Source organism: Pseudomonas sp. FBF18, assembly GCF_024261405.1.
Lineage (GTDB): Bacteria > Pseudomonadota > Gammaproteobacteria > Pseudomonadales > Pseudomonadaceae > Aquipseudomonas > Aquipseudomonas palmensis.
The window spans coordinates 621,286-643,865 of the sequence record NZ_QKRS01000001.1 but is presented as its reverse complement, the minus strand read 5'-3'; the positions used below and the strand labels follow the sequence as shown (position 1 = coordinate 643,865).

Annotated in this window: 18 protein-coding genes; 4 read left to right on the top strand and 14 right to left on the bottom strand. The window is 63.6% G+C overall.

Annotated elements, in window-relative coordinates; genetic code table 11:
• Positions 1-15 precede the first annotated feature (15 nt).
• From rpsA to mtnA, 7 genes are all read right to left on the bottom strand, one after another.
• The gene (gene rpsA / locus DN387_RS03030) at positions 16-1,692 is read right to left on the bottom strand and encodes a 30S ribosomal protein S1 (protein ID WP_043862680.1); all 1,677 of its coding nucleotides are present in this window, start codon (positions 1,690-1,692) and stop codon (positions 16-18) included.
• Positions 1,693-1,816: 124 nt separating this feature from the next.
• Entirely contained in the window at positions 1,817-2,503 is a 687-nt protein-coding gene (cmk, locus tag DN387_RS03025) for a (d)CMP kinase (protein WP_043862679.1), read from the bottom strand.
• Entirely contained in the window at positions 2,500-4,737 is a 2,238-nt protein-coding gene (locus DN387_RS03020; RefSeq protein WP_054915856.1) for a bifunctional prephenate dehydrogenase/3-phosphoshikimate 1-carboxyvinyltransferase, read from the bottom strand. Before DN387_RS03020 ends, cmk begins: the two co-directional genes overlap by 4 nt.
• Positions 4,738-4,777: 40 nt before the next feature.
• Positions 4,778-5,872: a prephenate dehydratase gene (pheA, locus tag DN387_RS03015; protein ID WP_043862677.1), complete on the bottom strand. Its 1,095-nt coding sequence runs from the start codon at positions 5,870-5,872 to the stop codon at positions 4,778-4,780.
• Entirely contained in the window at positions 5,872-6,957 is a 1,086-nt protein-coding gene (gene serC / locus DN387_RS03010) for a 3-phosphoserine/phosphohydroxythreonine transaminase (protein WP_043862751.1), read from the bottom strand. The genes pheA and serC overlap by 1 nt, the downstream gene beginning before the upstream one ends.
• A 99-nt stretch (positions 6,958-7,056) precedes the next feature.
• Positions 7,057-9,696, bottom strand: coding sequence for a DNA gyrase subunit A (gene gyrA, locus DN387_RS03005; protein ID WP_054915857.1), 2,640 nt, complete (start codon positions 9,694-9,696; stop codon positions 7,057-7,059).
• Positions 9,697-9,953: 257 nt separating this feature from the next.
• Positions 9,954-11,030, bottom strand: coding sequence for an S-methyl-5-thioribose-1-phosphate isomerase (gene mtnA / locus DN387_RS03000; RefSeq protein ID WP_054915858.1), 1,077 nt, complete (start codon positions 11,028-11,030; stop codon positions 9,954-9,956).
• A 109-nt stretch (positions 11,031-11,139) separates the two neighbouring features.
• Here mtnA and DN387_RS02995 point away from each other — a divergent pair, with 109 nt between their 5' ends.
• The 4 genes from DN387_RS02995 to DN387_RS02980 all read left to right on the top strand — a co-directional run bounded on the left by DN387_RS02995 (position 11,140) and on the right by DN387_RS02980 (position 14,759).
• Positions 11,140-12,471: a TRZ/ATZ family hydrolase gene (locus tag DN387_RS02995; RefSeq protein WP_054915859.1), complete on the top strand. Its 1,332-nt coding sequence runs from the start codon at positions 11,140-11,142 to the stop codon at positions 12,469-12,471.
• Positions 12,472-12,532: 61 nt separating this feature from the next.
• On the top strand, positions 12,533-13,231 hold the full coding sequence (gene ubiG / locus DN387_RS02990) for a bifunctional 2-polyprenyl-6-hydroxyphenol methylase/3-demethylubiquinol 3-O-methyltransferase UbiG (RefSeq protein ID WP_043862673.1): 699 nt from the start codon (positions 12,533-12,535) through the stop codon (positions 13,229-13,231).
• A 2-nt stretch (positions 13,232-13,233) separates the two neighbouring features.
• Positions 13,234-13,905, top strand: a complete 672-nt coding sequence (gene mupP, locus DN387_RS02985) for an N-acetylmuramic acid 6-phosphate phosphatase MupP (protein WP_043862672.1) — start codon at positions 13,234-13,236, stop codon at positions 13,903-13,905.
• 113 nt (positions 13,906-14,018) lie between these two features.
• Positions 14,019-14,759, top strand: coding sequence for a YciK family oxidoreductase (locus DN387_RS02980; RefSeq protein WP_054915860.1), 741 nt, complete (start codon positions 14,019-14,021; stop codon positions 14,757-14,759).
• 3 nt (positions 14,760-14,762) lie between these two features.
• Here the strand turns inward: DN387_RS02980 and DN387_RS02975 are convergent, their stop codons facing one another.
• From DN387_RS02975 to DN387_RS02945, 7 genes are all read right to left on the bottom strand, one after another.
• Positions 14,763-15,566: a TenA family transcriptional regulator gene (locus DN387_RS02975; protein WP_054915876.1), complete on the bottom strand. Its 804-nt coding sequence runs from the start codon at positions 15,564-15,566 to the stop codon at positions 14,763-14,765.
• 38 nt (positions 15,567-15,604) lie between these two features.
• Positions 15,605-18,064, bottom strand: a complete 2,460-nt coding sequence (locus tag DN387_RS02970; protein WP_043862670.1) for an EAL domain-containing protein — start codon at positions 18,062-18,064, stop codon at positions 15,605-15,607.
• A gap of 122 nt (positions 18,065-18,186) precedes the next feature.
• Positions 18,187-20,019, bottom strand: a complete 1,833-nt coding sequence (locus DN387_RS02965) for an ABC transporter ATP-binding protein (RefSeq protein WP_043862669.1) — start codon at positions 20,017-20,019, stop codon at positions 18,187-18,189.
• Positions 20,012-20,644 carry a DsbA family protein gene (locus tag DN387_RS02960; RefSeq protein ID WP_054915861.1) on the bottom strand — a complete coding sequence of 211 codons (633 nt, stop codon included), beginning with the start codon at positions 20,642-20,644 and terminating at the stop codon, positions 20,012-20,014. The genes DN387_RS02965 and DN387_RS02960 overlap by 8 nt, the downstream gene beginning before the upstream one ends.
• A gap of 3 nt (positions 20,645-20,647) precedes the next feature.
• Positions 20,648-21,583 (bottom strand): rhodanese-related sulfurtransferase, encoded by a 936-nt coding sequence (locus DN387_RS02955; RefSeq protein WP_043862667.1) that lies wholly within the window; start codon positions 21,581-21,583, stop codon positions 20,648-20,650.
• Between the two features lie 109 nt (positions 21,584-21,692).
• A complete protein-coding gene (locus tag DN387_RS02950) occupies positions 21,693-21,992 on the bottom strand; it encodes a BolA family transcriptional regulator (protein WP_043862666.1) in 300 nt (99 codons plus the stop codon).
• Between the two features lie 12 nt (positions 21,993-22,004).
• Positions 22,005-22,532 carry a DUF2059 domain-containing protein gene (locus DN387_RS02945; protein WP_043862665.1) on the bottom strand — a complete coding sequence of 176 codons (528 nt, stop codon included), beginning with the start codon at positions 22,530-22,532 and terminating at the stop codon, positions 22,005-22,007.
• Between the last annotated feature and the right edge of the window lie 48 nt (positions 22,533-22,580).

Genomic DNA, 22,580 nt, shown 5'->3' with positions numbered 1-22,580 from the left:
ATGATCAAGCAGAACTCAGTTCTGTTTGGCCATTGCTTCGCGCAGCAGTGCAGCCATGGTGGTATCGGCGGCAGCTTCCGGAGCGGCTTTCAGGCTCTGGATTGCTTCTTTCTCTTCAGCATCGTCTTTCGACTTGATGGAGAGGTTGATTACGCGGCTCTTGCGGTCAACGCTGATGATCTTGGCTTCAACTTCTTCGCCTTCCTTCAGGACGTTACGCGCGTCTTCAACGCGGTCACGGCTGATTTCGGAAGCTTTCAGAGTGGCTTCGATATCGTCGGCCAGGGTGATGATAGCGCCCTTGGCGTCAACTTCTTTAACGATACCTTTTACGATAGCGCCTTTGTCGTTGACAGCAACGTAGTTGGAGAACGGATCGTCTTCCAGTTGCTTGATACCCAGGGAGATACGCTCGCGCTCTGGGTCAACCGACAGGATGACGGTGTCCAGTTCGTCGCCCTTCTTGAAGCGACGTACGGCTTCTTCGCCCACTTCGTTCCAGGAGATGTCGGACAGGTGAACCAGACCGTCGATGCCGCCGTCCAGACCAATGAAGATACCGAAATCGGTGATCGACTTGATGGTGCCGGAGATCTTGTCGCCCTTGTTGAACTGGCCAGAGAAGTCTTCCCATGGGTTCGACTTGCACTGCTTGATGCCCAGGGAGATACGCCGACGCTCTTCGTCGATGTCCAGAACCATGACTTCCACTTCGTCGCCGACTTGTACGACTTTCGAAGGGTGGATGTTCTTGTTGGTCCAGTCCATTTCGGAAACGTGTACCAGGCCTTCCACGCCTTCTTCCAGCTCTGCGAAGCAGCCGTAGTCGGTCAGGTTGGTGACGCGCGCCATGACGCGGGTGCTTTCTGGGTAACGTGCCTTGATAGCAACCCATGGGTCTTCGCCCAGTTGCTTCAGGCCCAGCGAAACGCGGTTACGCTCACGATCGTACTTCAGTACCTTGACGTCGATCTCGTCGCCAACGTTGACGATTTCCGACGGGTGCTTGATACGCTTCCAGGCCATGTCGGTGATGTGCAGCAGGCCATCAACGCCGCCCAGGTCAACGAATGCGCCGTAGTCGGTGAGGTTCTTGACGATACCTTTGACTTGCTGGCCTTCCTGCAGCGATTCCAGCAGAGCTTCGCGCTCGGCGCTGTTTTCGGCTTCCAGGACACTGCGACGGGAAACGACAACGTTGTTGCGCTTCTGGTCCAGCTTGATGACCTTGAATTCCAGCTCTTTGCCTTCGAGGTGGGTGGTGTCGCGCACTGGGCGGACATCAACCAGGGAGCCCGGCAGGAACGCACGGATACCGTTAACGTCGACAGTGAAGCCGCCTTTAACCTTACCGTTGATAACGCCCTTGACCACTTCTTCGGCGGCGAAAGCTGCTTCCAGAACAATCCAGCACTCGGCGCGCTTGGCTTTTTCACGGGACAGCTTGGTTTCGCCAAAGCCGTCTTCGACCGCGTCCAGCGCAACGTGAACTTCGTCACCGACCTTGATGGTCAGCTCGCCAGCTTCGTTGTAGAACTGCTCGAGCGGGATGACGCCCTCGGACTTCAGACCGGCGTGGACAGTAACCCAGTCACCGTCGATATCGACAACGATACCGGTGATGATCGCACCTGGTTGAAGGTTGAGGGTTTTCAGGCTTTCTTCAAAGAGTTCTGCAAAGCTTTCGCTCATTTTAATTCCTGTAGATTAGGGCGAGACATACGCCCATCAGCCACATTCCAGACAATGTGGGTTTCGTTCATATAAAGGGAAAGCCTGCAGGACGTTGACTGGTGCCCCTGCATGCCGCCCTGTATCAGGCGATATCGCGAAGTGCGATCTCGCTTCTGATGCGTTGCAACACCTGTTCGATGGACAATTCCGTGGAATCCAGCTGGATTGCATCGGCCGCCGGCTTGAGCGGGGCCACTGCGCGCTGGGTGTCACGCTCATCACGCGCACGTATCTCATCTAGCAGACTCGACAGACTAACATCATCGCCCTTGCCCTTCAACTGCAAGTAACGACGACGCGCCCGCTCCTCGGCGCTGGCCGTGAGAAAAATCTTCAAGGGCGCGTCTGGAAACACCACCGTCCCCATGTCGCGCCCATCGGCGATCAGACCGGGAGACTCCTGAAACGCCCGCTGGCGCTGCAGCAGCGCATCACGCACCGCCGGCAGCGAAGCCACCATCGATGCGCCAGCGCCCACGGTTTCGGTACGGATCACATTGCTCACATCATCCCCCTCGAGGATGATCTGCTGCAACTTGCCCGGCTCGGCGGCGATGAACTGCACGTCCAGATGGGCGGCCAGCTTGACCAGCAGTTCTTCATTGGTCAGGTCGACACCGTGGTTGCCGGCGGCGAATGCCAGGAGGCGGTACAGAGCCCCGGAATCCAGCAGCTTCCAGCCCAGCTCGCGGGCCAGCATGCCGGCAACGGTACCCTTGCCAGAACCGCTAGGCCCGTCGATGGTGATGACCGGTGCCAGCGCGTTCACGACTTGCCCTCTTCAGCTACGCGGATGCCGACTTCGGCACACAGCGCGAGGAAGTTGGGGAACGAGGTGGCGACGTTGGCACAGTCATGGATGCGAATCGGCGCGCAAGCGCGCAGCGAGGCGACGCTGAAGGCCATGGAGATACGGTGGTCGCCATGCCCATGCACTTCGCCACCACCGATGCTGCCGCCGTCGATGATGATGCCGTCCGGGGTAGGTTCGCACTTCACGCCCAGCGCCAGCAGGCCGTCGGCCATGACCTGGATGCGATCCGACTCCTTCACCCGCAGCTCTTCGGCGCCGCGCAGCACGGTACGCCCTTCGGCACAGGCCGCAGCCACGAACAGCACCGGGAACTCGTCGATCGCCAGGGGCACCAGGTGCTCCGGAATCTCGATACCCTTGAGCCTGGCGCCGCGCACTCGCAGGTCGGCTACCGGCTCGCCGCCGACTTCACGCTGGTTTTCCAGGGTGATGTCGCCGCCCATCAGCTGCAGAATGTCGATGACACCAGTGCGGGTCGGGTTGATGCCGACGTGCTCCAGTACCAGCTCCGAACCCTCGGCAATCGAGGCCGCGACCAGGAAGAAGGCCGCGGAGGAGATATCGGCCGGCACCTCGATATGGGTGGCGGTCAGCTTGCCACCGGACTCCAGCGAGGCGGTAGGGCCATCGACGCTCACGCTGTAGCCAAAACCGCGCAGCATGCGCTCGGTATGGTCACGGGTAGGCGCAGGCTCGGTGACGGTAGTCTTGCCCTGGGCATACAGGCCGGCCAGCAACAGGCAGGATTTGACCTGGGCACTGGCCATCGGCAGTTTGTAATCCAGCGCCTTGAGCGTATGGCCACCGCGGATGGTCATCGGCGGACGGCCCTCGGCGGCGGTCTCGATGACCGCACCCATTTCGCGCAGCGGGTTGGCCACACGGTTCATCGGGCGCTTGGACAGCGAAGCATCGCCGGTCAGCACGGTGTCGAACGGCTGCGCGGCCAGCAGGCCGGACAGCAGGCGCATCGAGGTACCCGAGTTGCCCAGGTAGATCGGGCCAGGCGGCGGCTTGAGGCCATTGAGCCCCACCCCGTGAATGGTCACGCGACCATGGTGCGGGCCTTCGATGACCACGCCCATGTCGCGGAACGCCTGCAGGGTCGCCAGCGCATCCTCACCCTCGAGGAAGCCTTCCACCTCGGTGGTGCCTTCGGCCAGGGAGCCGAGCATGATCGAGCGGTGAGAAATCGATTTGTCGCCTGGTACGCGAATACGGCCGGACAGGCGGCCACCAGGTTGTGCCAGGAAAATCAGGTCGTTGGAGTTCATAGCGTCCACATAGGCCCGACGGGCCAGGATTTTACTGAAATGCTCGCGGGCAACCCGGGCGCGGGTGAAAACGCCCAGCAGCTGGTGCCCATCCCCTGCATCGACCGCGTCGCGCAAGGCGTCGAGGTCGCTGCGAAATGTATCCAGTGTGCGCAGGACAGCCTCGCGATTGGCGAGGAAGATGTCATGCCACATGACCGGGTCGCTTCCGGCGATTCTTGTGAAATCGCGGAACCCACCGGCAGCGTAACGGAAGATATCGAGGTTTTCATTGCGCTTGGCCAGCGAATCGACCAGGCCGAAAGCCAGCAGATGCGGCAGATGACTGGTTGCCGCCAGCACTTCGTCGTGGCGCTCCACCTGCATGTGCTCGACATCGGCATCCAGTGCACGCCACAGGCGATCGACCAGAGCCAGGGCGGCCGGGTCGGTTTCTGCCAGCGGCGTGAGAATCACCTTGTGACGACGGAACAGGGCGGCATTGGAGGCCTCCACCCCACTCTGCTCGGAGCCCGCGATCGGATGGCCAGGTACGAAACGCGGCAGTTTCTCGGCAAAGGCTTCGCGCGCAGCACGCACCACGTTGCCCTTGGCGCTGCCCACATCAGTCAGCACCGCCGCACCCAGGTCAAGCTGCGCCAGGCGCGCCAGGAGCTTTTCCATGGCCAGGATCGGCACCGCCAGCTGGATCATGTCAGCCCCGACACAGGCCGCTGCCAGGTCCTCTTCACAACGGTCGACCACACCCAGCTCGACCGCCAGCTTGCGCGATTGCGGGTCCAGGTCGACACCGACCACCTCGCGGCACAGGCCACTTTCGCGCAGGCCCTTGGCGAACGAGCCGCCAATCAGGCCCAGGCCCACCACCACCAGCCGGCCAATGACGGGCCCGCCTTGCTTTACGACTTCAACCACGGAGCAGGACCCTGTTCAGAACATCACGCATTGGCATACCTCAGAGCACCGCCTTCGGATAAGAGCCCAGTACCTTCAGGGCCACCGCCTCCTGGCTGATCTGCTCCAGCACCGCCTTGATCAACGGGTCACGATGGTGGCCGACGAAGTCGATGAAGAACACGTAGGTCCACTTGCCGCTGCGCGACGGACGGGTCTCGATGCGGGTCAGGTCGATGCCGTTCTCGTGGAACGGCACCAGCAGTTCGTGCAACGCACCCGGCTTGTTGCTCATCGAAACGATGATCGAGGTCTTGTCATCACCGGTCGGCGGCACTTCCTGGTTGCCGATCATCAGGAAGCGCGTGGCATTGTCCGGACGGTCTTCGATTTTCTCCGCCAGGCGTGTCAGACCGTACAGGCCGGCCGCCATGTCACCGGCGATCGCCGCTGAATTCCACTCGCCCTTGACCCGCTTGGCAGCTTCGGCATTGCTCGATACCGCCACCCGCTCGACGTTCGGATAATGAGCATCCAGCCACTTGCGGCACTGGGCCAGCGACTGGGCGTGGGAGTAGATACGGCTGATGCTGTCGGTCTTGGTATTCTCGCCCACCAACAGGTGGTGGTGAATGCGCAGTTCGACTTCGCCGCAGATCACCATGTCGTGCTCGAGGAAGCTGTCCAGGGTGTGGTTGACCGCACCTTCGGTGGAGTTTTCCACAGGCACCACGCCGAAATTGACCGCGCCGGCGACCACTTCGCGGAATACCTCGTCGATGGCCGCCATCGGCTTGCTGATCACGGCATGGCCGAAGTGCTTCATGGCCGCGGCCTGGGTAAAGGTGCCCTCAGGCCCCAGATAGGCGACCTTGAGCGGTTGCTCCAGCGCCAGGCACGACGACATGATTTCACGGAACAGCCGGGCCATTTCCTCGTTGCCCAGCGGGCCCTTGTTGCGCTCCATCACGCGCTTGAGCACCTGCGCCTCGCGCTCGGGCCGGTAGAACACCGGCACCTCGCCTTCCGCCAGGGTCGCGGTCTTGACCCGGGCGACTTCCTGGGCGCAGCGCGCACGGTCGCTGATCAACTCGAGGATCTTCTCGTCGAGGCTGTCGATGCGCACGCGCAGGGCCTTGAGTTCCTGTTCGGACATCAGGCGTGTTCCTTCTCGAATTCACCCATGTAGGCCACCAGTGCCTCCACGGCATCCAGGCCCAGGGCGTTGTAGATCGAGGCGCGCATGCCGCCCACCGAACGGTGGCCCTTGAGGTTGAGCAGGCCACGCTCGTCGGCGCCCGCCAGGAACGCCTTGTCCAGGCGTTCGTCGGCCAGGCGGAACGGCACGTTCATCCAGGAACGGGCATTGCTGCTGATCGGGTTGGTATAGAAGTCGCTCTTGTCGATGAAGCCGTACAGGCGGTCCTTCTTGGCGCGGTTGCGCTGCTCCATGGCAGCGACACCGCCCTGCTCCTTGAGCCACTCGAACACCAGGCCCGAGAGGTACCAGGAATAGGTTGCCGGGGTGTTGTACATCGAGCCGTTGTCGGCCGCGACCTTGTAGTCGAGCATGGTCGGGCAGCTGCTGCGGGCACGGCCCAGCAGGTCTTCACGCACGATCACCACCACCAGGCCGCTGGGGCCGATGTTCTTCTGCGCACCGGCGTAGATCAGACCGAACTGCGACACGTCGACCGGACGCGAGAGGATGTCCGAGGACATGTCCACCACCAGCGGCACGTCACCGGTCTGCGGCACCCAGTCGAACTCCAGACCACCGATGGTCTCGTTCGAGGCGTAATGCAGGTAGGCGGCGTCCTTGGTCAGGTTCCACTCGTTCTGACCCGGGATGGCCAGGTAATCGTAAGGCTTGGCGCTGGCGGCGACATTGATGTTGCCGTAGCGACGCGCTTCCTCGATCGCCTTTTTCGACCAGATGCCGGTCTCGATGTAGTCGGCCGTACCGCCCTCGGGCAGCAGGTTCAACGGGATCTCGGCAAACTGCTGGCTGGCGCCGCCCTGCAGGAACAGCACCTTGTAGTTGGAGGGGATGGACATCAGGTCGCGCAGATCCTGCTCGGCCTTCTCGGCAATGGCCACGTAGTCGTCGCTACGGTGGCTCATCTCCATGACCGACAGGCCTTTGCCGCGCCAGTTCAGCATTTCTGCCTGGGCACGCTGCAGCACAGCTTCAGGAAGCGCAGCAGGGCCTGCGCAGAAGTTAAAGGCTCGTTTGCTCACATCCACTCTCGCTCTGCTCTTGATGTCTGTGGGAGCAGACACCGCAGTGGCGGGCCTGCCCGCCCCCACAGCCGCTCCCATAGGTTGCGCTACTACAATTTATTCCTGCGGCGTCTCTTCGTCAGCTGCAGCGTCCAGTGGCGACCCTTCGCCGGCGTCCACGTCAGCCTCGGCATCCGCCACGAAGTCTTCGTCGTCTTCCTCGTCGGACGGCTCCTGCACTCGCTCCAGACCCACCAGGGTCTCGTCGCTGGCCAGCTTGATGAGCGTCACGCCCTGGGTATTACGGCCCAGGCTGGAGACTTCGCCGACACGGGTACGCACCAGGGTGCCCTGGTCGGAAATCAGCATGATCTCCTCGCCTTCCTGCACCTGTACCGCACCGACCAGACGGCCGTTGCGATCGTTGCTGACCATGGCGATGACGCCCTGGCCACCACGCTTGTACTCGGGGAACTCGGCGATGGCGGTACGCTTGCCGAAACCACGCTCGGAAGCGGTGAGGATCTGGCTGCCTTCTTCGGGGATGATCATCGAAATCAGCTTCTGCCCCTCGGCCAGGCGCATGCCGCGCACACCGCGGGCGGTACGCCCCATGGCACGCACGTCGGACTCCTTGAAGCGGGTGACCTTGCCGGCATCGGAGAACAGCATGACCTCGCGCTCACCATCGGTGATGGAGGCGGAAATCAGGATGTCACCTTCGTCCAGCTCCAGCGCGATCAGGCCGACACTGCGCTGACGACTGAACTGCTCCAGCGGGGTCTTCTTCACGGTGCCGTTGGCGGTGGCCATGAAGATGAAGTGGCCTTCGGTGTATTCCTCCACCGGCAGCATGGTGGTGATGACCTCGCCCTCGCCCAGCGGCAGCAGGTTCACCAGCGGACGGCCACGTGCGGCACGCGACGCCTCGGGGATTTCGTAGGTCTTGAGCCAGTACACCTTGCCCTTGCTGGAGAACAGCAGCAGCGTGGTGTGGCTGTTGGCGACCAGCAGGTGCGAGATGTAGTCCTCGTCCTTGACGCCGGTGGCCGACTTGCCCTTGCCGCCACGACGCTGGGCCTGGTAGGCCGCCAGCGGCTGGGTCTTGGCGTAGCCGCCGTGGGAGATGGTCACCACGCGGTCTTCTTCCGGGATCATGTCCCCCAGGGTCAGGTCCAGGCGAGCATCGAGAATCTCGGTGCGGCGCACGTCGCCATATTCGGCGCGGATCAGCTCCAGCTCTTCGCGGATCACTTCCATCAAGCGCTCGGCGTTATTCAGGATGCGAATCAGCTCGCCGATCTGCTTGAGAATCTCCTGGTACTCGGCCAGCAGCTTCTCGTGCTCCAGGCCGGTCAGGCGGTGCAGGCGCAGGTCCAGGATGGCCTGGGCCTGTTCGGGCGAAAGGTAGTACTTGCCATCACGCAGACCGTACTGCTCGTCGAGGGTTTCCGGGCGGCAGGAATCGGCGCCGGCGCGCTCGACCATCACCTGCACGGCGCTGGACTCCCACGGCGTGCCGATCAGCGCTTCCTTGGCCTCGGACGGCGTCGGCGAAGCCTTGATCAGGGCGATGACCGGGTCGATGTTGGACAGTGCGACCGCCTGGCCCTCGAGGATATGACCGCGTTCACGGGCCTTGCGCAGCTCGAACACGGTACGGCGGGTGACCACCTCGCGGCGGTGACGCACGAACGCCTCGAGCAGGTCCTTGAGGTTCAGCACCCGCGGACGGCCGTCGATCAGCGCCACGATGTTGATGCCGAACACGGCCTGCAGCTGGGTCTGGGCATAGAGGTTGTTGAGGATCACCTCCGGCACTTCGCCACGGCGCAGCTCGATGACGATGCGCATGCCGTCCTTGTCGGACTCGTCGCGCAGCTCGGTGATGCCCTCGAGTTTCTTTTCCTTGACCAGCTCGGCGATCTTCTCGATCAGCCGCGCCTTGTTCAGCTGGTACGGCAGCTCGGTGATCACGATCTGCTGGCGGCCACCGACCTTGTCGATGTCCTCGACCGTCGAGCGGGCACGCATGTAGATGCGCCCGCGACCGGTACGGTAGGCCTCGATGATGCCCTGGCGACCGTTGATGATCGCGGCAGTCGGGAAGTCCGGCCCCGGGATGAACTGCATCAGCTCATCGACCGTGATGTCGGCGTTGTCGATCAGCGCCAGGCAACCGTCGATGACTTCACCGAGGTTGTGCGGCGGAATGTTGGTCGCCATGCCCACGGCGATACCGCTGGAGCCGTTGACCAGCAGGTTCGGGATCTTGGTCGGCATGACCGCCGGAATCTGCTCGGTGCCGTCGTAGTTGGGCACCCAGTCGACGGTTTCCTTGTGCAGGTCTGCCAGCAGCTCGTGCGCCAGCTTGGTCATGCGCACTTCGGTGTATCGCATGGCCGCGGCATTGTCGCCGTCCACCGAACCGAAGTTGCCCTGGCCGTCCACCAGCAGGTAGCGCAGCGAGAACGGCTGGGCCATACGGACGATGGTGTCGTAGACCGCGGTATCACCGTGGGGGTGATACTTACCGATCACGTCACCGACCACACGGGCGGATTTCTTGTACGGTTTGTTCCAGTCGTTACCCAGTTCACTCATCGCAAACAGAACGCGGCGATGCACGGGCTTCAAGCCATCACGCGCATCGGGCAGTGCACGCCCGACAATGACGCTCATCGCGTAGTCGAGGTAGGACTGTCTCAGTTCGTCTTCGATATTGACCGGTAGGATTTCTTTGGCCAGTTCGCCCATGAGAAGCCTGATTCCTTTTTCTGGTGAAACCTCGTCACATCCATATGGGACGAACGAAGCTCGCCGCTGCAAGCAGATGACCGGCAGCGACTTACGACAAATCAACGAGTTATGCCATGGATCTGCGCAGTAAAGACCGCCTCGGGAGGCGGTCTTGGAAACCGTCGGATGTTACCACAGTCCCGATAGGCTTGGGAGTATGGCAAACCGCCGCCGGATCTGAGGTCGGCTTGCCGGCAAAGGGCGCGGCGCGGACCTCAATGCAACCGCTTGCGGCACATCAACTGCGCCATCTTGGCCGCGTCCGGACGCTCGACGATGCCCTTTTCGGTCACGATCACGTCGATCAGGTCTGCCGGCGTCACATCGAACACCGGATTGAAGGCCTCTACCCCGGCCCCGACCCGTTCGCCGCCCACCTCCAGCAGCTCGCTGACATCCCGTTCCTCGAGCATCACCTCCTCGCCACTGGTCAGGTTGAGGTCGATGCTCGAACTGGGCGCCACCACCATGAAGCGAACCCCATGGTGCATGGCATTGACCGCCAGCTGGTAGGTGCCGATCTTGCTCACCACGTCGCCATTGGCAGTGATGCGGTCGGCGCCGACGATCACCCAGGTGATGCCCTTGGTCTTCATCAGGTGCGCGGCGGCGGAATCGACGCCAATGGTCACCGGCACCCCTTCGCCGGCAAGCTCCCAGGCGGTCAGCCGCGACCCTTGCAGCCAGGGCCGGGTCTCGGCCACGTACACCCGCTCCACCATGCCTTCCAGGTACGCGGCGCGAATCACCCCCAGCGCAGTGCCGAACCCGCCCGTGGCCAGCGCGCCGGCATTGCAGTGGGTGAGGATGGCCTGCTCGCTGCCCTGGTGCCTGCGAATCAGCTCGGCGCCCAGCTGGGCCATGGTCAGGTTGGCTTCACGGTCGCTTTCGTGGATGGCCTCGGCTTCGGCCAGCATGATCGCCAGCACGTCATCCCCGGCCTTGATCCGCAACAGCCGCTCGCGCATGCGGTTCAGTGCCCAGAACAGGTTGACGGCTGTGGGACGGGCTTCGCCCAGCAGCTCGAAGTCCTCTTCCAGAGCCATTTCCCAGTCATCGCCATCCGCCAGGCGCTGGCGCAGCGCCAGCACCAGGCCATAGGCCGCACTGATGCCGATGGCCGGGGCGCCGCGCACCACCATGGTGCGGATGGCCTCGGCCACCCCGACGGCGTCGTTATACGCCAGCCAGCGCTGCTCGAACGGCAGCGCACGCTGGTCGAGCAGATACAGGGCACCATCCCGCCAATCGATGGCCGTCACCTTCTCCGCAGCCAACAGTCGATCGCGCATGCCTCACCCCGTCATTCGGACATCAAAAGCGCACGATTATAACGAGCCCCAGCCGCGGACGCTCGGGTATACTTCGCCCCCACCTTCCGCGATACCGGGATTTTCGCACATGCCCAAGCCTGCCCCTCCCCTCGACCTGTTGCTCCTGCCCTCGTGGCTGGTGCCCGTCGAACCGGCCGGGGTGGTACTCAAGGGCCACGGCATCGGTATCCGCGACGGCCTTATCGCCTTCATCGGCCCGCGCGAAGACGCCCTGCGCCTGCAGGCCACCGAGGTGCGCGAGCTGCCCGGCTGCCTGCTCGCGCCCGGCCTGATCAACGCCCACGGCCACGCCGCGATGACGCTGTTTCGCGGCCTGGCCGACGACCTGCCGCTGATGACCTGGCTGCAGGAGCACATCTGGCCCGCCGAAGCCCGCTGGGTCGATGAAGCCTTCGTGCGTGACGGCACCAACCTGGCCATTGCCGAACAGCTCAAGGGTGGCATCACCTGCTTCTCGGACATGTACTTCTTCCCCAAGATCGCCAGCGAATGCGTGCACGACAGCGGCATGCGCGCGCAGATCGCAGTGCCGTTGCTGGACTTCCCGATTCCCGGCGCCCGCACCTTCGACGAAGGCCTGCACCTGGGCGTGGAGCTGTTCGGCGACCTGCGCCACCATCCGCGCATCACCGTGGCCCTGGGCCCGCACGCACCGTACACGGTCAGCGACGCCAACCTGGAAAAGGTCCGGGTGATCGCCGAAGAGCTGGACGCGCCGGTGCACATGCACCTGCACGAGACCGCCTTCGAGGTGCAGCAGTCCATCGACCAGTGCGGCGAGCGGCCATTGGCGCGCCTGGCACGCATCGGCCTGTTGGGCCCGCGCCTGCAGGCCGTGCACATGACCCAGGTCAGCGACGACGACCTGGCCCTGCTGGTAGAAAGCAACACCAGCGTGGTGCACTGCCCTGAATCCAACCTCAAGCTGGCCAGCGGCTTCTGCCCGGTGGAACGCCTGTGGCAGGCTGGCGTCAACGTAGCCATAGGCACCGATGGCGCCGCCAGCAACAACGACCTCGACCTGCTGGGCGAAACCCGTACCGCGGCCCTGCTGGCCAAGGCCGTGTCAGGTTCGGCCAGCGCCCTGGATGCCCATCGCGCATTGCGCATGGCAACCCTCAACGGCGCCCGCGCCCTGGGCCTGGAGGCCGTAACCGGCTCGCTGGAGCTGGGCAAGGCTGCCGACCTGGTGGCATTCGATCTGTCGGGCCTGGCCCAGCAGCCGATCTACGCCCCGGTCTCGCAACTGGTGTATGCCAGCGGGCGGGACTGCGCAAGACACGTCTGGGTGGCCGGCCGGCAACTGCTCGATGAGCGCCGCCTCACCCGGCTCGACGAACAGGCCCTGCATGCCAGCGCCTGTGGCTGGGGCCAGCGTATCGGCGGCCAGCACGAATAACCCGTCGGCAGCCACGGCTGCCGACCTGTAGCGAATTATCAAAGTTTCTGAGGACCGTTCCATGAGCAACGTCGACCACGCCGAAATCGCCAAATTCGAAGCCCTGGCCCACCGCTGGTGGGACCGCGAAAGCGAATTCAAGCCACTGCACGACATCAATCCGCTGCGGGTCAACTGGGTCGACGAGCGGGTCAAGCTGGCCGGCAAGAAAGTGCTCGACGTCGGTTGCGGCGGCGGCATTCTCAGCGAGGCCATGGCCCTGCGGGGTGCCACCGTCACCGGCATCGACATGGGTGAAGCGCCGCTGGCCGTCGCCCGCCTGCACCAGCTGGAGTCCGGCGTCGAGGTGGAATACCGGCAGATCACCGCCGAAGCCCTGGCCGAGGAAATGCCCGAGCAGTTCGACGTGGTCACCTGCCTGGAGATGCTCGAGCACGTACCCGACCCCTCCTCGGTGATCCGCGCCTGCTACCGCATGGTCAAGCCCGGCGGCCAGGTATTCTTCTCCACCATCAACCGCAACCCCAAGGCCTACCTGTTCGCCATCATCGGTGCGGAATACATCATGAAGCTGCTGCCGCGCGGCACCCATGACTTCAAGAAATTCATCCGACCGTCCGAACTGGGCGCCTGGAGCCGCGAAGCGGGCCTGAGCGTCAAGGACATCATCGGCCTGACCTACAACCCGCTGACCAAGCACTACAAACTGGCCAGCGACGTCGACGTCAACTACATGATCCAGACCCTGCGCGAGGAATGAGCATGCGTTTGCGAGCAGTACTTTTCGACATGGACGGCACCCTGCTCGACACGGCGCCGGATTTCATCGCCATCTGCCAGGCCATGCTGGCCGACCGCAGCCTTCCGGCAATCGACGACGAACGGATTCGCGAGGTGATTTCCGGTGGCGCCCGAGCCATGGTCGCCGCCGCGTTCGCGATGAGCCCCGAAGCCCCCGAGTTCGAGGCGCTGCGCCTGGAATTCCTCGAGCGCTACCAGAAGGATTGCGCGGTGCACAGCAAGCTGTTCGACGGCATGGCCGAGCTGCTGGCCGACATCGAAAAAGGCAACCTGCTGTGGGGCGTGGTCACCAACAAGCCGGTACGCTTCGCCGAGCCGATCATGCAGCAGCTGGGCCTGGCCGAGCGATCTTCGTTGCTGATCTGTCCGGATCACGTGAAGAACAGCAAGCCCGACCCCGAGCCGCTGATCCTGGCCTGCAAGACCCTGAACCTGGACCCGGCCAGCGTGCTGTTCGTGGGTGACGACCTGCGCGACATCGAGTCGGGCCGCGACGCCGGCACCCGCACCGCAGCGGTGCGCTACGGCTATATTCATCCAGAGGACAACCCCAACAACTGGGGCGCGGACGTGGTGGTCGATCATCCGCTGGACCTGCGCAAGGTGCTCGACAGCGCCCTGTGCGGCTGCTGATCGCCGACACCCGCCAAAAGCTTCGCCGGCACGGCCGGCTCCTGCAACACCGCATCGATTTGTAGGAGCCGGCCGTGCCGGCGAATGCCTCACCACGATCTCGAGGGAATCCCATGTTCGACTACACCGCCCGCCCCGGCCTGCTCAACGGCCGGGTCATCCTGGTCACCGGCGCCGGTCGCGGCATCGGCGCCGCTGCTGCCAAGGCCTACGCTGCCCATGGCGCCACGGTACTGCTGCTGGGCAAGACCGAAGCCAACCTCAACGAGGTGCACGACCAGATCACCGCAGCCGGCCATCCGGCACCGGTGGTCGTGCCCTTCAACCTCGAAACCGCCCTGCCCCATCAGTACGATGAGCTGGCAGTGATGGTGGAAAACGAATTCGGTCGTCTCGACGGGCTGCTGCACAACGCCTCCATCATCGGCCCGCGTACCCCGCTGGAGCAGTTGTCGGGCGAGAACTTCATGCGCGTCATGCACATCAACGTCAACGCCATGTTCATGCTCACCAGCACCCTGCTGCCGCTGCTCAAGCTGTCGGAGGATGCCTCGGTGGTGTTCACCTCCAGCAGCGTCGGGCGCAAGGGCCGGGCCTACTGGGGTGCCTATGGCGTATCGAAATTCGCCACCGAAGGCCTGATGCAGACCCTCGCCGACGAGCTGGAGAACGTTGCCCCCGTGCGCGCCAACAGCGTCAACCCGGGCGCCACACGCACCAGCATGCGCGCCCAGGCCTACCCTGCCGAGGCACCGGAGAACAACCCGCTGCCCGAGCAGATCATGCCGGTCTACCTCTACCTGATGGGCCCGGACAGCAAGGGCATCAACGGCCAGGCGCTCAACGCACAGTAGCCCTCAGGCACCGACCAGGGCCGAGCGCGACCGGGCAGTGGAGCCCGGCTCGGCCTGTGGGGACTGCTCCAGCTGCAGACAGCGCTCCAGAAACAGGTACATGTAGTCGTAGCTCTTGCAGATCGCGCGACGCAGCTGGGTCTGCAGCGCCTGTGGTGGGTTGTTGCCCGCCAGCGTGCAGATGATCTCCAACGCCTCCCAAGGGTGCTCGTCGTCATACTGCGCGTGCATCCTCAGCCATTTCATGGCGCGTTTGCGCCCGCTTTCGGGAAAGCCGTTGGCGTAGGTATCCGTCGAACACACCAGCGCCGACCATTCCCCCACCGCGCCTTCGATCGCATAGTTGGTCGCGGCCATGGCCACGATCAGCGAATCGGCCGCACAGGTATGCCAGCACCAGTCACTCAGCGCCTGCAACTCGGTCGGCACGTTCTGCTCGTTCAGATCGTCCAGGCTGACCCCGTGCGCCTGGGCCCAGTGCACCCAGTAGTCGGCATGGTTGAGCTCGACACGGATATTGCGCATCAGCCAGCGACGCGCCATGTCTTCCCCCGGGTGGCGGGCAAAACTGGTCTTGGCCAGGTTCTGCGCCATGTACACCGAAAACTGTTCGACTACCGGCCAGCCGCCGATCAGATACTGGCGCAGGGTGCGCTGGCTTAGCTTGCCGTCGCGCAGGCGGTGATAGATTTCATGCTCTACCACCCGCTGCTTGCTCGCACTGCAATCCTCGATCAGTTTCTGAGCCCAGAGTGGGTAACTTTGCGCGTCCATCAATGGACCCACTCGCTCAAATGCATCAATCACTGTCATATCCCTACATCCTTGTGATTTGAAGTGAACGCTCAGCGAAACGTCCCCGGCGTCCTGAACAGCAAGGGTCGCGAACGGATACGCCGGCGTTGCAAGCTTTCACAGGTGAACACCTGCGGCCGCTCGATCAGGTAGCCCTGGGCGTAATCGACACCAATTTCATGCAGCGCCTGCTCGATCAGGGGCGTCTCGACAAACTCGGCAATGGTGCGCTTGCCCATGACGTGGCCAATATGGTTGATCACTTCGACCATAGCCCGGTTAATCGGATCGTCAAGCATGTCCTTGACGAAACTCCCGTCGATTTTCAGGAAGTCCACGGGCAGGTGTTTGAGGTAGGCAAACGACGACATCCCGGCGCAGAAGTCGTCCAGCGAAAAGTGGCAACCCAGCCCTTTCAATTCGTTGATGAAACGAATGGCGCTGCCCAGGTTGGCAATCGCACTGGTTTCGGTGATCTCGAAACAGATCATTTCAGGCGGTATGGCGTACTCGACGAACTGGCGCTGCAGATAATCCAGAAACTTGTCATCGCCGATGCTGCTGCCCGACAGGTTGATGGCGCACATTGCCAATGGCCCCTTTCGCCCCTCATCCAGCGCCTGGCGAATCACCTTGAACACTCTGTTCACCACCCAGCGATCCAGGGCCGTCATGAGCCCATAGCGTTCGGCGGCCGGGATGAAGCTGTCGGGCAGGATGATGCGCCCGCTCTCATCATGCAGGCGCAGCAGTATTTCCAGATGACCGGCATCCGACTCACCGGCCGCCAGTGGTGCGATTTCCTGGGCATACAGGCAGAAGCGGTCTTCCTCCAGGGCGATGTGCAGGCGCTGGATCCAGGCCATCTCGCCAAAGCGCATGGACAGCTCGGTGTCGTCGGGGTGGTACACCTGCACCCGGTTGCGCCCCTTCTCCTTGGCCATGTAGCACGCCATGTCGGCCGCACGCAGCGAGGCCTCCAGCGTATGGGGTGCCAGTTGCAGGTGGACCAGCCCCACGCTCACGGTGGTCATGAACGGGCGCCCCTTCCACACGAAGTGCAGGCTCTGCACGGTCTGGCGCAGATTCTCGGCAATGCGCTCGGCCTGCTCGGGCAGGCAGTTCTCCAGCAGGATACCGAACTCGTCGCCGCCCAGGCGCGCCAGCGTATCGCCCTCGCGAACGCCCGCCTGCAGCACCGCGCAAATGTGACGAAGCAATTCGTCGCCCGCCGCATGGCCACAGGTGTCGTTGACCAGCTTGAACTGATCCAGGTCCAGAAACAGCAGGGTGTGGCGCGCCGCCTGGCGGCCCAGGTCGCCCAGCGCCAGCTCCAGCCGGTATTCGAATTCGCGCCGGTTGGCCAGCCCGGTGAGGGCATCATGGGTGGCCTGCCACGACAGGTTGGCGATGTACTGGCGCTCCTGGGTCATGTCGTGCAGCACCAGCACGATGCCACTGACCTGACCGTCACTGATGATCGGCGAGCCCACCAGGGCCACCGACACCGTGCTGCCGTCCAGCCGCTGGATCAGCTTGGCGTGCTCGCTGCCGCCCTTGAGGGTACCGCTCAGAATGCGCTCGGTAAGGGACAGGCTGTCTTTTTCGGCGTTGTCGTCCAGCAGGCTGAACAGCGCCGCCAGCGGCAGGCCCTGGGCCTGTCCGGCGCTCCAGTGGGTCAACTGCTCGGCGGCAGGGTTCATGTAGGCGATACAGCCCTCGACATCGGTGGTGATCACCCCATCGCCAATCGACTGCAAGGTGATCTGCGCCCGATCCTTCTCCACCTGCAGGGCACTGGCAAAGGCCTGACGCTGCGCCAATAGCTTGTGCGTGCGCAGGCAGGCCAGCGCAATCAGAAACAGTGCCGTGGCCAGGTTGACCACCAGCAGCAGGCGCAACAGCATGCGCGATCCTTCGCCCAGGGCATCGCTGAACGCCATGGCGGCGGGGGTTACCGCCTCGTTGATCGCGGCGATCTCACCCTTCCAGGCTGCAACCCGCTGCGCAGTGACATTCCCGGTGACGATACCCTGGTGGATCCGGTTGGCCAGCGCATCCAGCTGCTGCAGGTAGTCGTCCCCCACCGACCAGCGTTCGATGGCGCGTTCCATGTAGCTGACATGACGGAAATTCAGGTAGAGCCAGATGACGCTGTCGATGTCATCCGGGTGGTTGCCGCCCCTGAGGATGCCCTGGCGCGCAGCGGCCAGGTCCAGGGGCTTGGCGTCCAGCGCGGTGCGCAGTTGGTGCCCACCCTGGGGGATGGCGATAGCCTGCCGGTACTTCTGGTAGGCCGCCTCGTCGCGGCTGTCGGTATACAGGCTCAGAAAGTAGATGGCGTCCTTCTGCCCCTTGGACCACAGGCTCTCGCCCGCCACATAACCGCGCACGGCCGACAAGGCATAGAGGCTGATGCCCCCCAGCAAGGCCTGGAACAGTACGACCGCCACAAAAGGCCAGATGATGCCCAACAACCTGGGCGCTTCGAGAGTCCGTTTCTGCTTCATGAGGTCCCTTGCAGCAATGCGCAGCCCGATGAGTCTCATCCTGCACAGACACAGCCTAGGCCATTTGCCACCTGCCATCAGGCCCTTTTTCACCTGTACAACAGTTGTACAGTAGAAGGCCCTCAGCTCTGTTGCAAATGCCCATAGAGCTTGGCGTACAACCCGCCCTCGGCGATCAGCTGCTGGTGACCGCCATCCTCGGCGACATGCCCGCCGTCGAACACCAGCACGCGGTCGGCCTGCTTCACTGCCGACAGGCGGTGAGCGATGATCAGGGTGGTACGGGCGCTGAGGAAGCGGCTCAGCGCCTGGTGCAGGTTGTACTCGGTGGCCGCGTCCAGCGCCGAGGTGGCCTCATCTAGAATGACGACCTTGGGCTCGGCCAGCACCATGCGCGCTATCGCCAGACGCTGGCGCTGCCCGCCGGACAGACGCACGCCCGAACGTCCCACCACACTGTCCAGGCCCTGCGGCAGCGCGGCGATGGTGGCGTCGAGCTGGGCAATGCGCAGCGCCTGCCAGCAGGCCTCATCGGTACTCTCGCGGCCCATGGTCAGGTTGGCGCGCACGGTGTCGTTGAACAGCGACGGGTGCTGCAACACCACCGCCACATGCTCGCGCAGCGTTTCCAGGCCGATCTCCTGCAAGGTCGAACCGCCGAAGCGGATGCTGCCGGCCTGGGCGCTGTACAGGCCCAGCAACAGCTGCACCAGGGTGCTCTTGCCGCCGCCGCTGGCGCCGACGATGGCCACCTTCTCGCCGGGTGCGATGGACAGGTTCAACTGGTCCAGCACCGGCTCCTCGCCATAGCCGAAACGCAGCCCGCGCACCTCGATGCCCACGGTGGTCTGCCCCGCGAAAGGGTCGATGCCGCCGGGATACTGCGGCTCGTCGCTGCGCGCCAGCAGCTCGTTGATCCGGCTCAGCGCACCACCTGCCGCGTAGTAGGCGTACTGCAGGTTGAGCAACTGCTCCACCGGGCCGATCATGAACCACAGGTAGCTGAACACCGCCAGCATCTGGCCGATGCTGAGGTCGGAAAACAGCACCGTGAGCATGGCCGCTGCGCGAAAGATGTCGATGCCGAACTGGAACAGCAAGCCACTGGCGCGGCTGCTGGCATCGCTCTTCCATTGCGAGGACACCGCATAGTTGCGCACCTCCTGGGCACGCATGCCCAGGCGCCCGAGAAAGTAGCCCTGGCGGTTGCCGGCACGGATTTCCTGGATCGCATCCAGGGTTTCGGTCAGTGCCTGGGTGAAGCGCGAGGTGCTGTCGTTCTCGAGTTTCTTCAGGTGCTTGACCCGCTTGCCCAACTGCACCGTGGCAAAGATCACCAGCGGGTTGAACAGCAGGATCAACAGCGCCAGCTGCCAGTGCATCCACAACAGGATCGCCGAGGTGCCGGCCAGCGTGAGCATGGCCACCAGAAAGCGGCTGAGGGTTTCACCGACGAACTTGTCCACGGTGTCCAGATCGGTGACCAGGTGCGTGGTAACCGTACCGCTGCCCAGGCTCTCGTACTCGCTCAGCGAGATGCGCTTGAGCCGCTCGATCAGGCGGATGCGCAGCCGGTAGACGATGTCCTTGGCCAGCCCGGCGAACAGCTTGGCCTGCACCACGTTGAAGGCCAGTGCCGCACAGCGCAGCGTCAGGGTGAAGACCAGCATCAGGCCGATGTAGCCGGCCGCCACCTGCCAGCTGGCGGGCAGCAGGTTGTTCATCCACTTGAGCGCCGCATCGCCGTGCCCCAGCAGCACTTCGTCGACCAGCAACGGCAGCAGCAGCGGAATCGGCACACTGCACAGGGCCGCCAGCACGGCCACGCCGTTGGCAGTCCACAGGGCTTTCTTGTGGTGTTGCGCCAGGCGCCGGATCTCGGCCCAGCTCAAGCGATCGACAGGTGCCGGCGTCGGCCCGGGCACCGGGTCGGGGGAGCCAGGCAGGTCAAGCATTGACCGCATGCTCCAGCCAGCGCCCCAGCAGCGGCTGCAGCGCCCCCAGGGCCTGGTAGCCGTTGGTCAGCAGGGCCAGTTGGCCATTGCGCTCGGCGAGCAGGGTCGGGAAGCCCGCGATGCCCAGGTCCTGCACCCAGGTGAAGTCGGCGGCGGTGGCGCTGCGGGTGTCGCCGCTGCTGAAGGCCTGGGCGAAGGCGGCGCGGTCGAAACTGGCCTGCTCGGCCAGTTCCACCAGCTTGACCGGCAGGGTCACGTCTTCGCTGCGCTGGTAGAACGCCTGCTGGATCATCCCCAGCAGCGTCCAGGCCCGCTGCGGGTCGAGGCTGCGTGCAGCCACCAGCGCGCGGCAGGCAGGTTCGGTGTCGTAGACAAAGCCTTCGGGCATCGCGCCCTCGAGCTGGAACGGCTGGCCGGTGGCCTGGTTGACCGCCTGCCAGTGTTCAAGAATGTAGCGCCGGGTGGAGGCATCCAGCGCACTGCTGCCCGAGCGCAGGCCGCCGGGCACCAGGTGGGTGTCCACGCCGGCCTCGCGCGCCTGCCGTATCAGGGCCTCGGCCACGGGTGCGAAACCCCAGCACCAGGAGCACATCGGGTCCATTACATACAGCAGGCGAGCGGTCATCCATCACACCTCGGCTTTGCGATAGTTGTGGCCGATCGGGTGCGGCATGTTGCGGGCCTTGGCCAACTCGATCTGCTTCTGCCGATCGATGGCGCTGCGCCGGGTCTTCTCGCTCAGGCTGTCCCAGCAATGCGGGCAGCTGATGCCTGGCGAATAATGCTCGGAGGCCCGTTCTTCCACGCTGATCGGGGTACGACAGGCGTGGCACTGGTCGTAGTCGCCTTCGCTGAGGTCGTGACGCACGGTCACGCGGTTGTCGAAGACAAAGCAGTCGCCCTGCCAGCGCGTTTCTTCCTGGGGGACCTCCTCGAGGTACTTCAGGATGCCACCCTTAAGATGATAGACCGCTTCGAAACCCTCGCCGAGCATATAGCTGGAGGCTTTTTCGCAGCGGATGCCACCTGTGCAGAACATCGCCACCTTCTTGTGCCGGGCAGGGTCGAAGTTGGCCTTGATGTACTCGGGAAACTCGCGAAAGGTGGTGGTCTTGGGGTCGATGGCGCCCTCGAAGGTACCAATCGCCACTTCATAGTCGTTGCGGGTGTCGATCAGCAGCACTTCGGGGTCGCTGATCAGCGCGTTCCAGTCCTTGGGCTCGACATAGGTACCGACCGTCCGGTTCGGGTCCACGCCCGGCACGCCGAGGGTCACGATCTCTTTCTTGAGCTTGACCTTGGTGCGGTAGAACGGCTGTTCGTCGCAGTACGATTCCTTGTGATCGATGTCCACCAGGCGCGCATCGCTGCGCAGCCAGGCCAGCAGGCCATCGATGCCTTCGCGGGTACCCGACACGGTGCCGTTGATACCCTCTTCGGCCAGCAGCAGGGTGCCCTTGACCCCGTTGCGCTCCATGGTCTCGAGCAGCGGCTCGCGCAGCTCGACGTAATCTTTCAGGGTGACGAACTTGTACAGCGCCGCCACGACGATAGCTTGGGTCATGCCTTGATTCTCCAGGTGGTCACCCTCGCAAAGGGCGGACCGGGTCGACAATAAAAAACGCGCCGACAGGCGGCGCGTTGCGGATTCTAGCAAAAACCTGAAAGGGATTTCAGTGTTTGCTGCCTCCGGCGCAGGTGGGCGAAGCCGGCGCGCTGCCGACTTTCTGCCATTCCTGCGGGGTGTAGGTGTGCAACGCCAGGGCATGGAACTGCCCCATCAGGTCACCCAGGGTGGCGTAGACCTTCTGGTGGCGCTTGACGCTGTTCAAGCCATCGAACTGTTCGCTGACCAGCACGGCCTTGTAGTGGGTCTGCTGGCCCCGGCTGTGCATGTGGCTCTCGTCCAGCACCTCGAGGTGCTGCGGGGCGAGCGCCGCCAGGCTCTGTTCGATCTTCTGCTGCATCGACATGCTGGGCTCCGCTTAAGGTTTCTTGGCCGGTGCGGCCGCCTTGCCGGCGGACGGGTCCAGCTCGTTGGTCATGTCGGCCAGCAGCTTGTTGACCACCGGCACGGCGCTTTCAAGCTTCTGCTGGGTCAGCTGGGCCGACTGCTGGGTAACGGCAGGCATCTTTTCCAGGACTTTCTTGCCCAGTGGCGACTGGTAGAAGGCGACCAGGTCCTTGAGCTCGGATTCGCTGAAGGTGCTGGTGTACAGCTTGATCATGTCCGGCTTGAGCTTGTTCCAGCCGATGGCCTGGTCCAGGGCGGCGTTGGCCTTGGCCTGGTAGGTTTCAAGCACGGCCTTTTTGGACGCCGGCGCCTTGGTCTGCTCGAAGCGCTGGGCAAACATCTGCTGCACCTGCATGTAGACCGGGGTACCCAGTTTGTCGGCGTGCGCCATCACCAGGAATTTTTCAGCGCTGGCGTTGTGGCTGGCGGTATCGGCGAGTGCCTGGCCGCTGGCGCAGACCAGCGCGACAGCCGTGCAGAGGGCGCGAAGACGGGTCATCGAAATTCCTTAAAATAAAAAGAGGGCGTACCCAGAGTAGAGCATTCT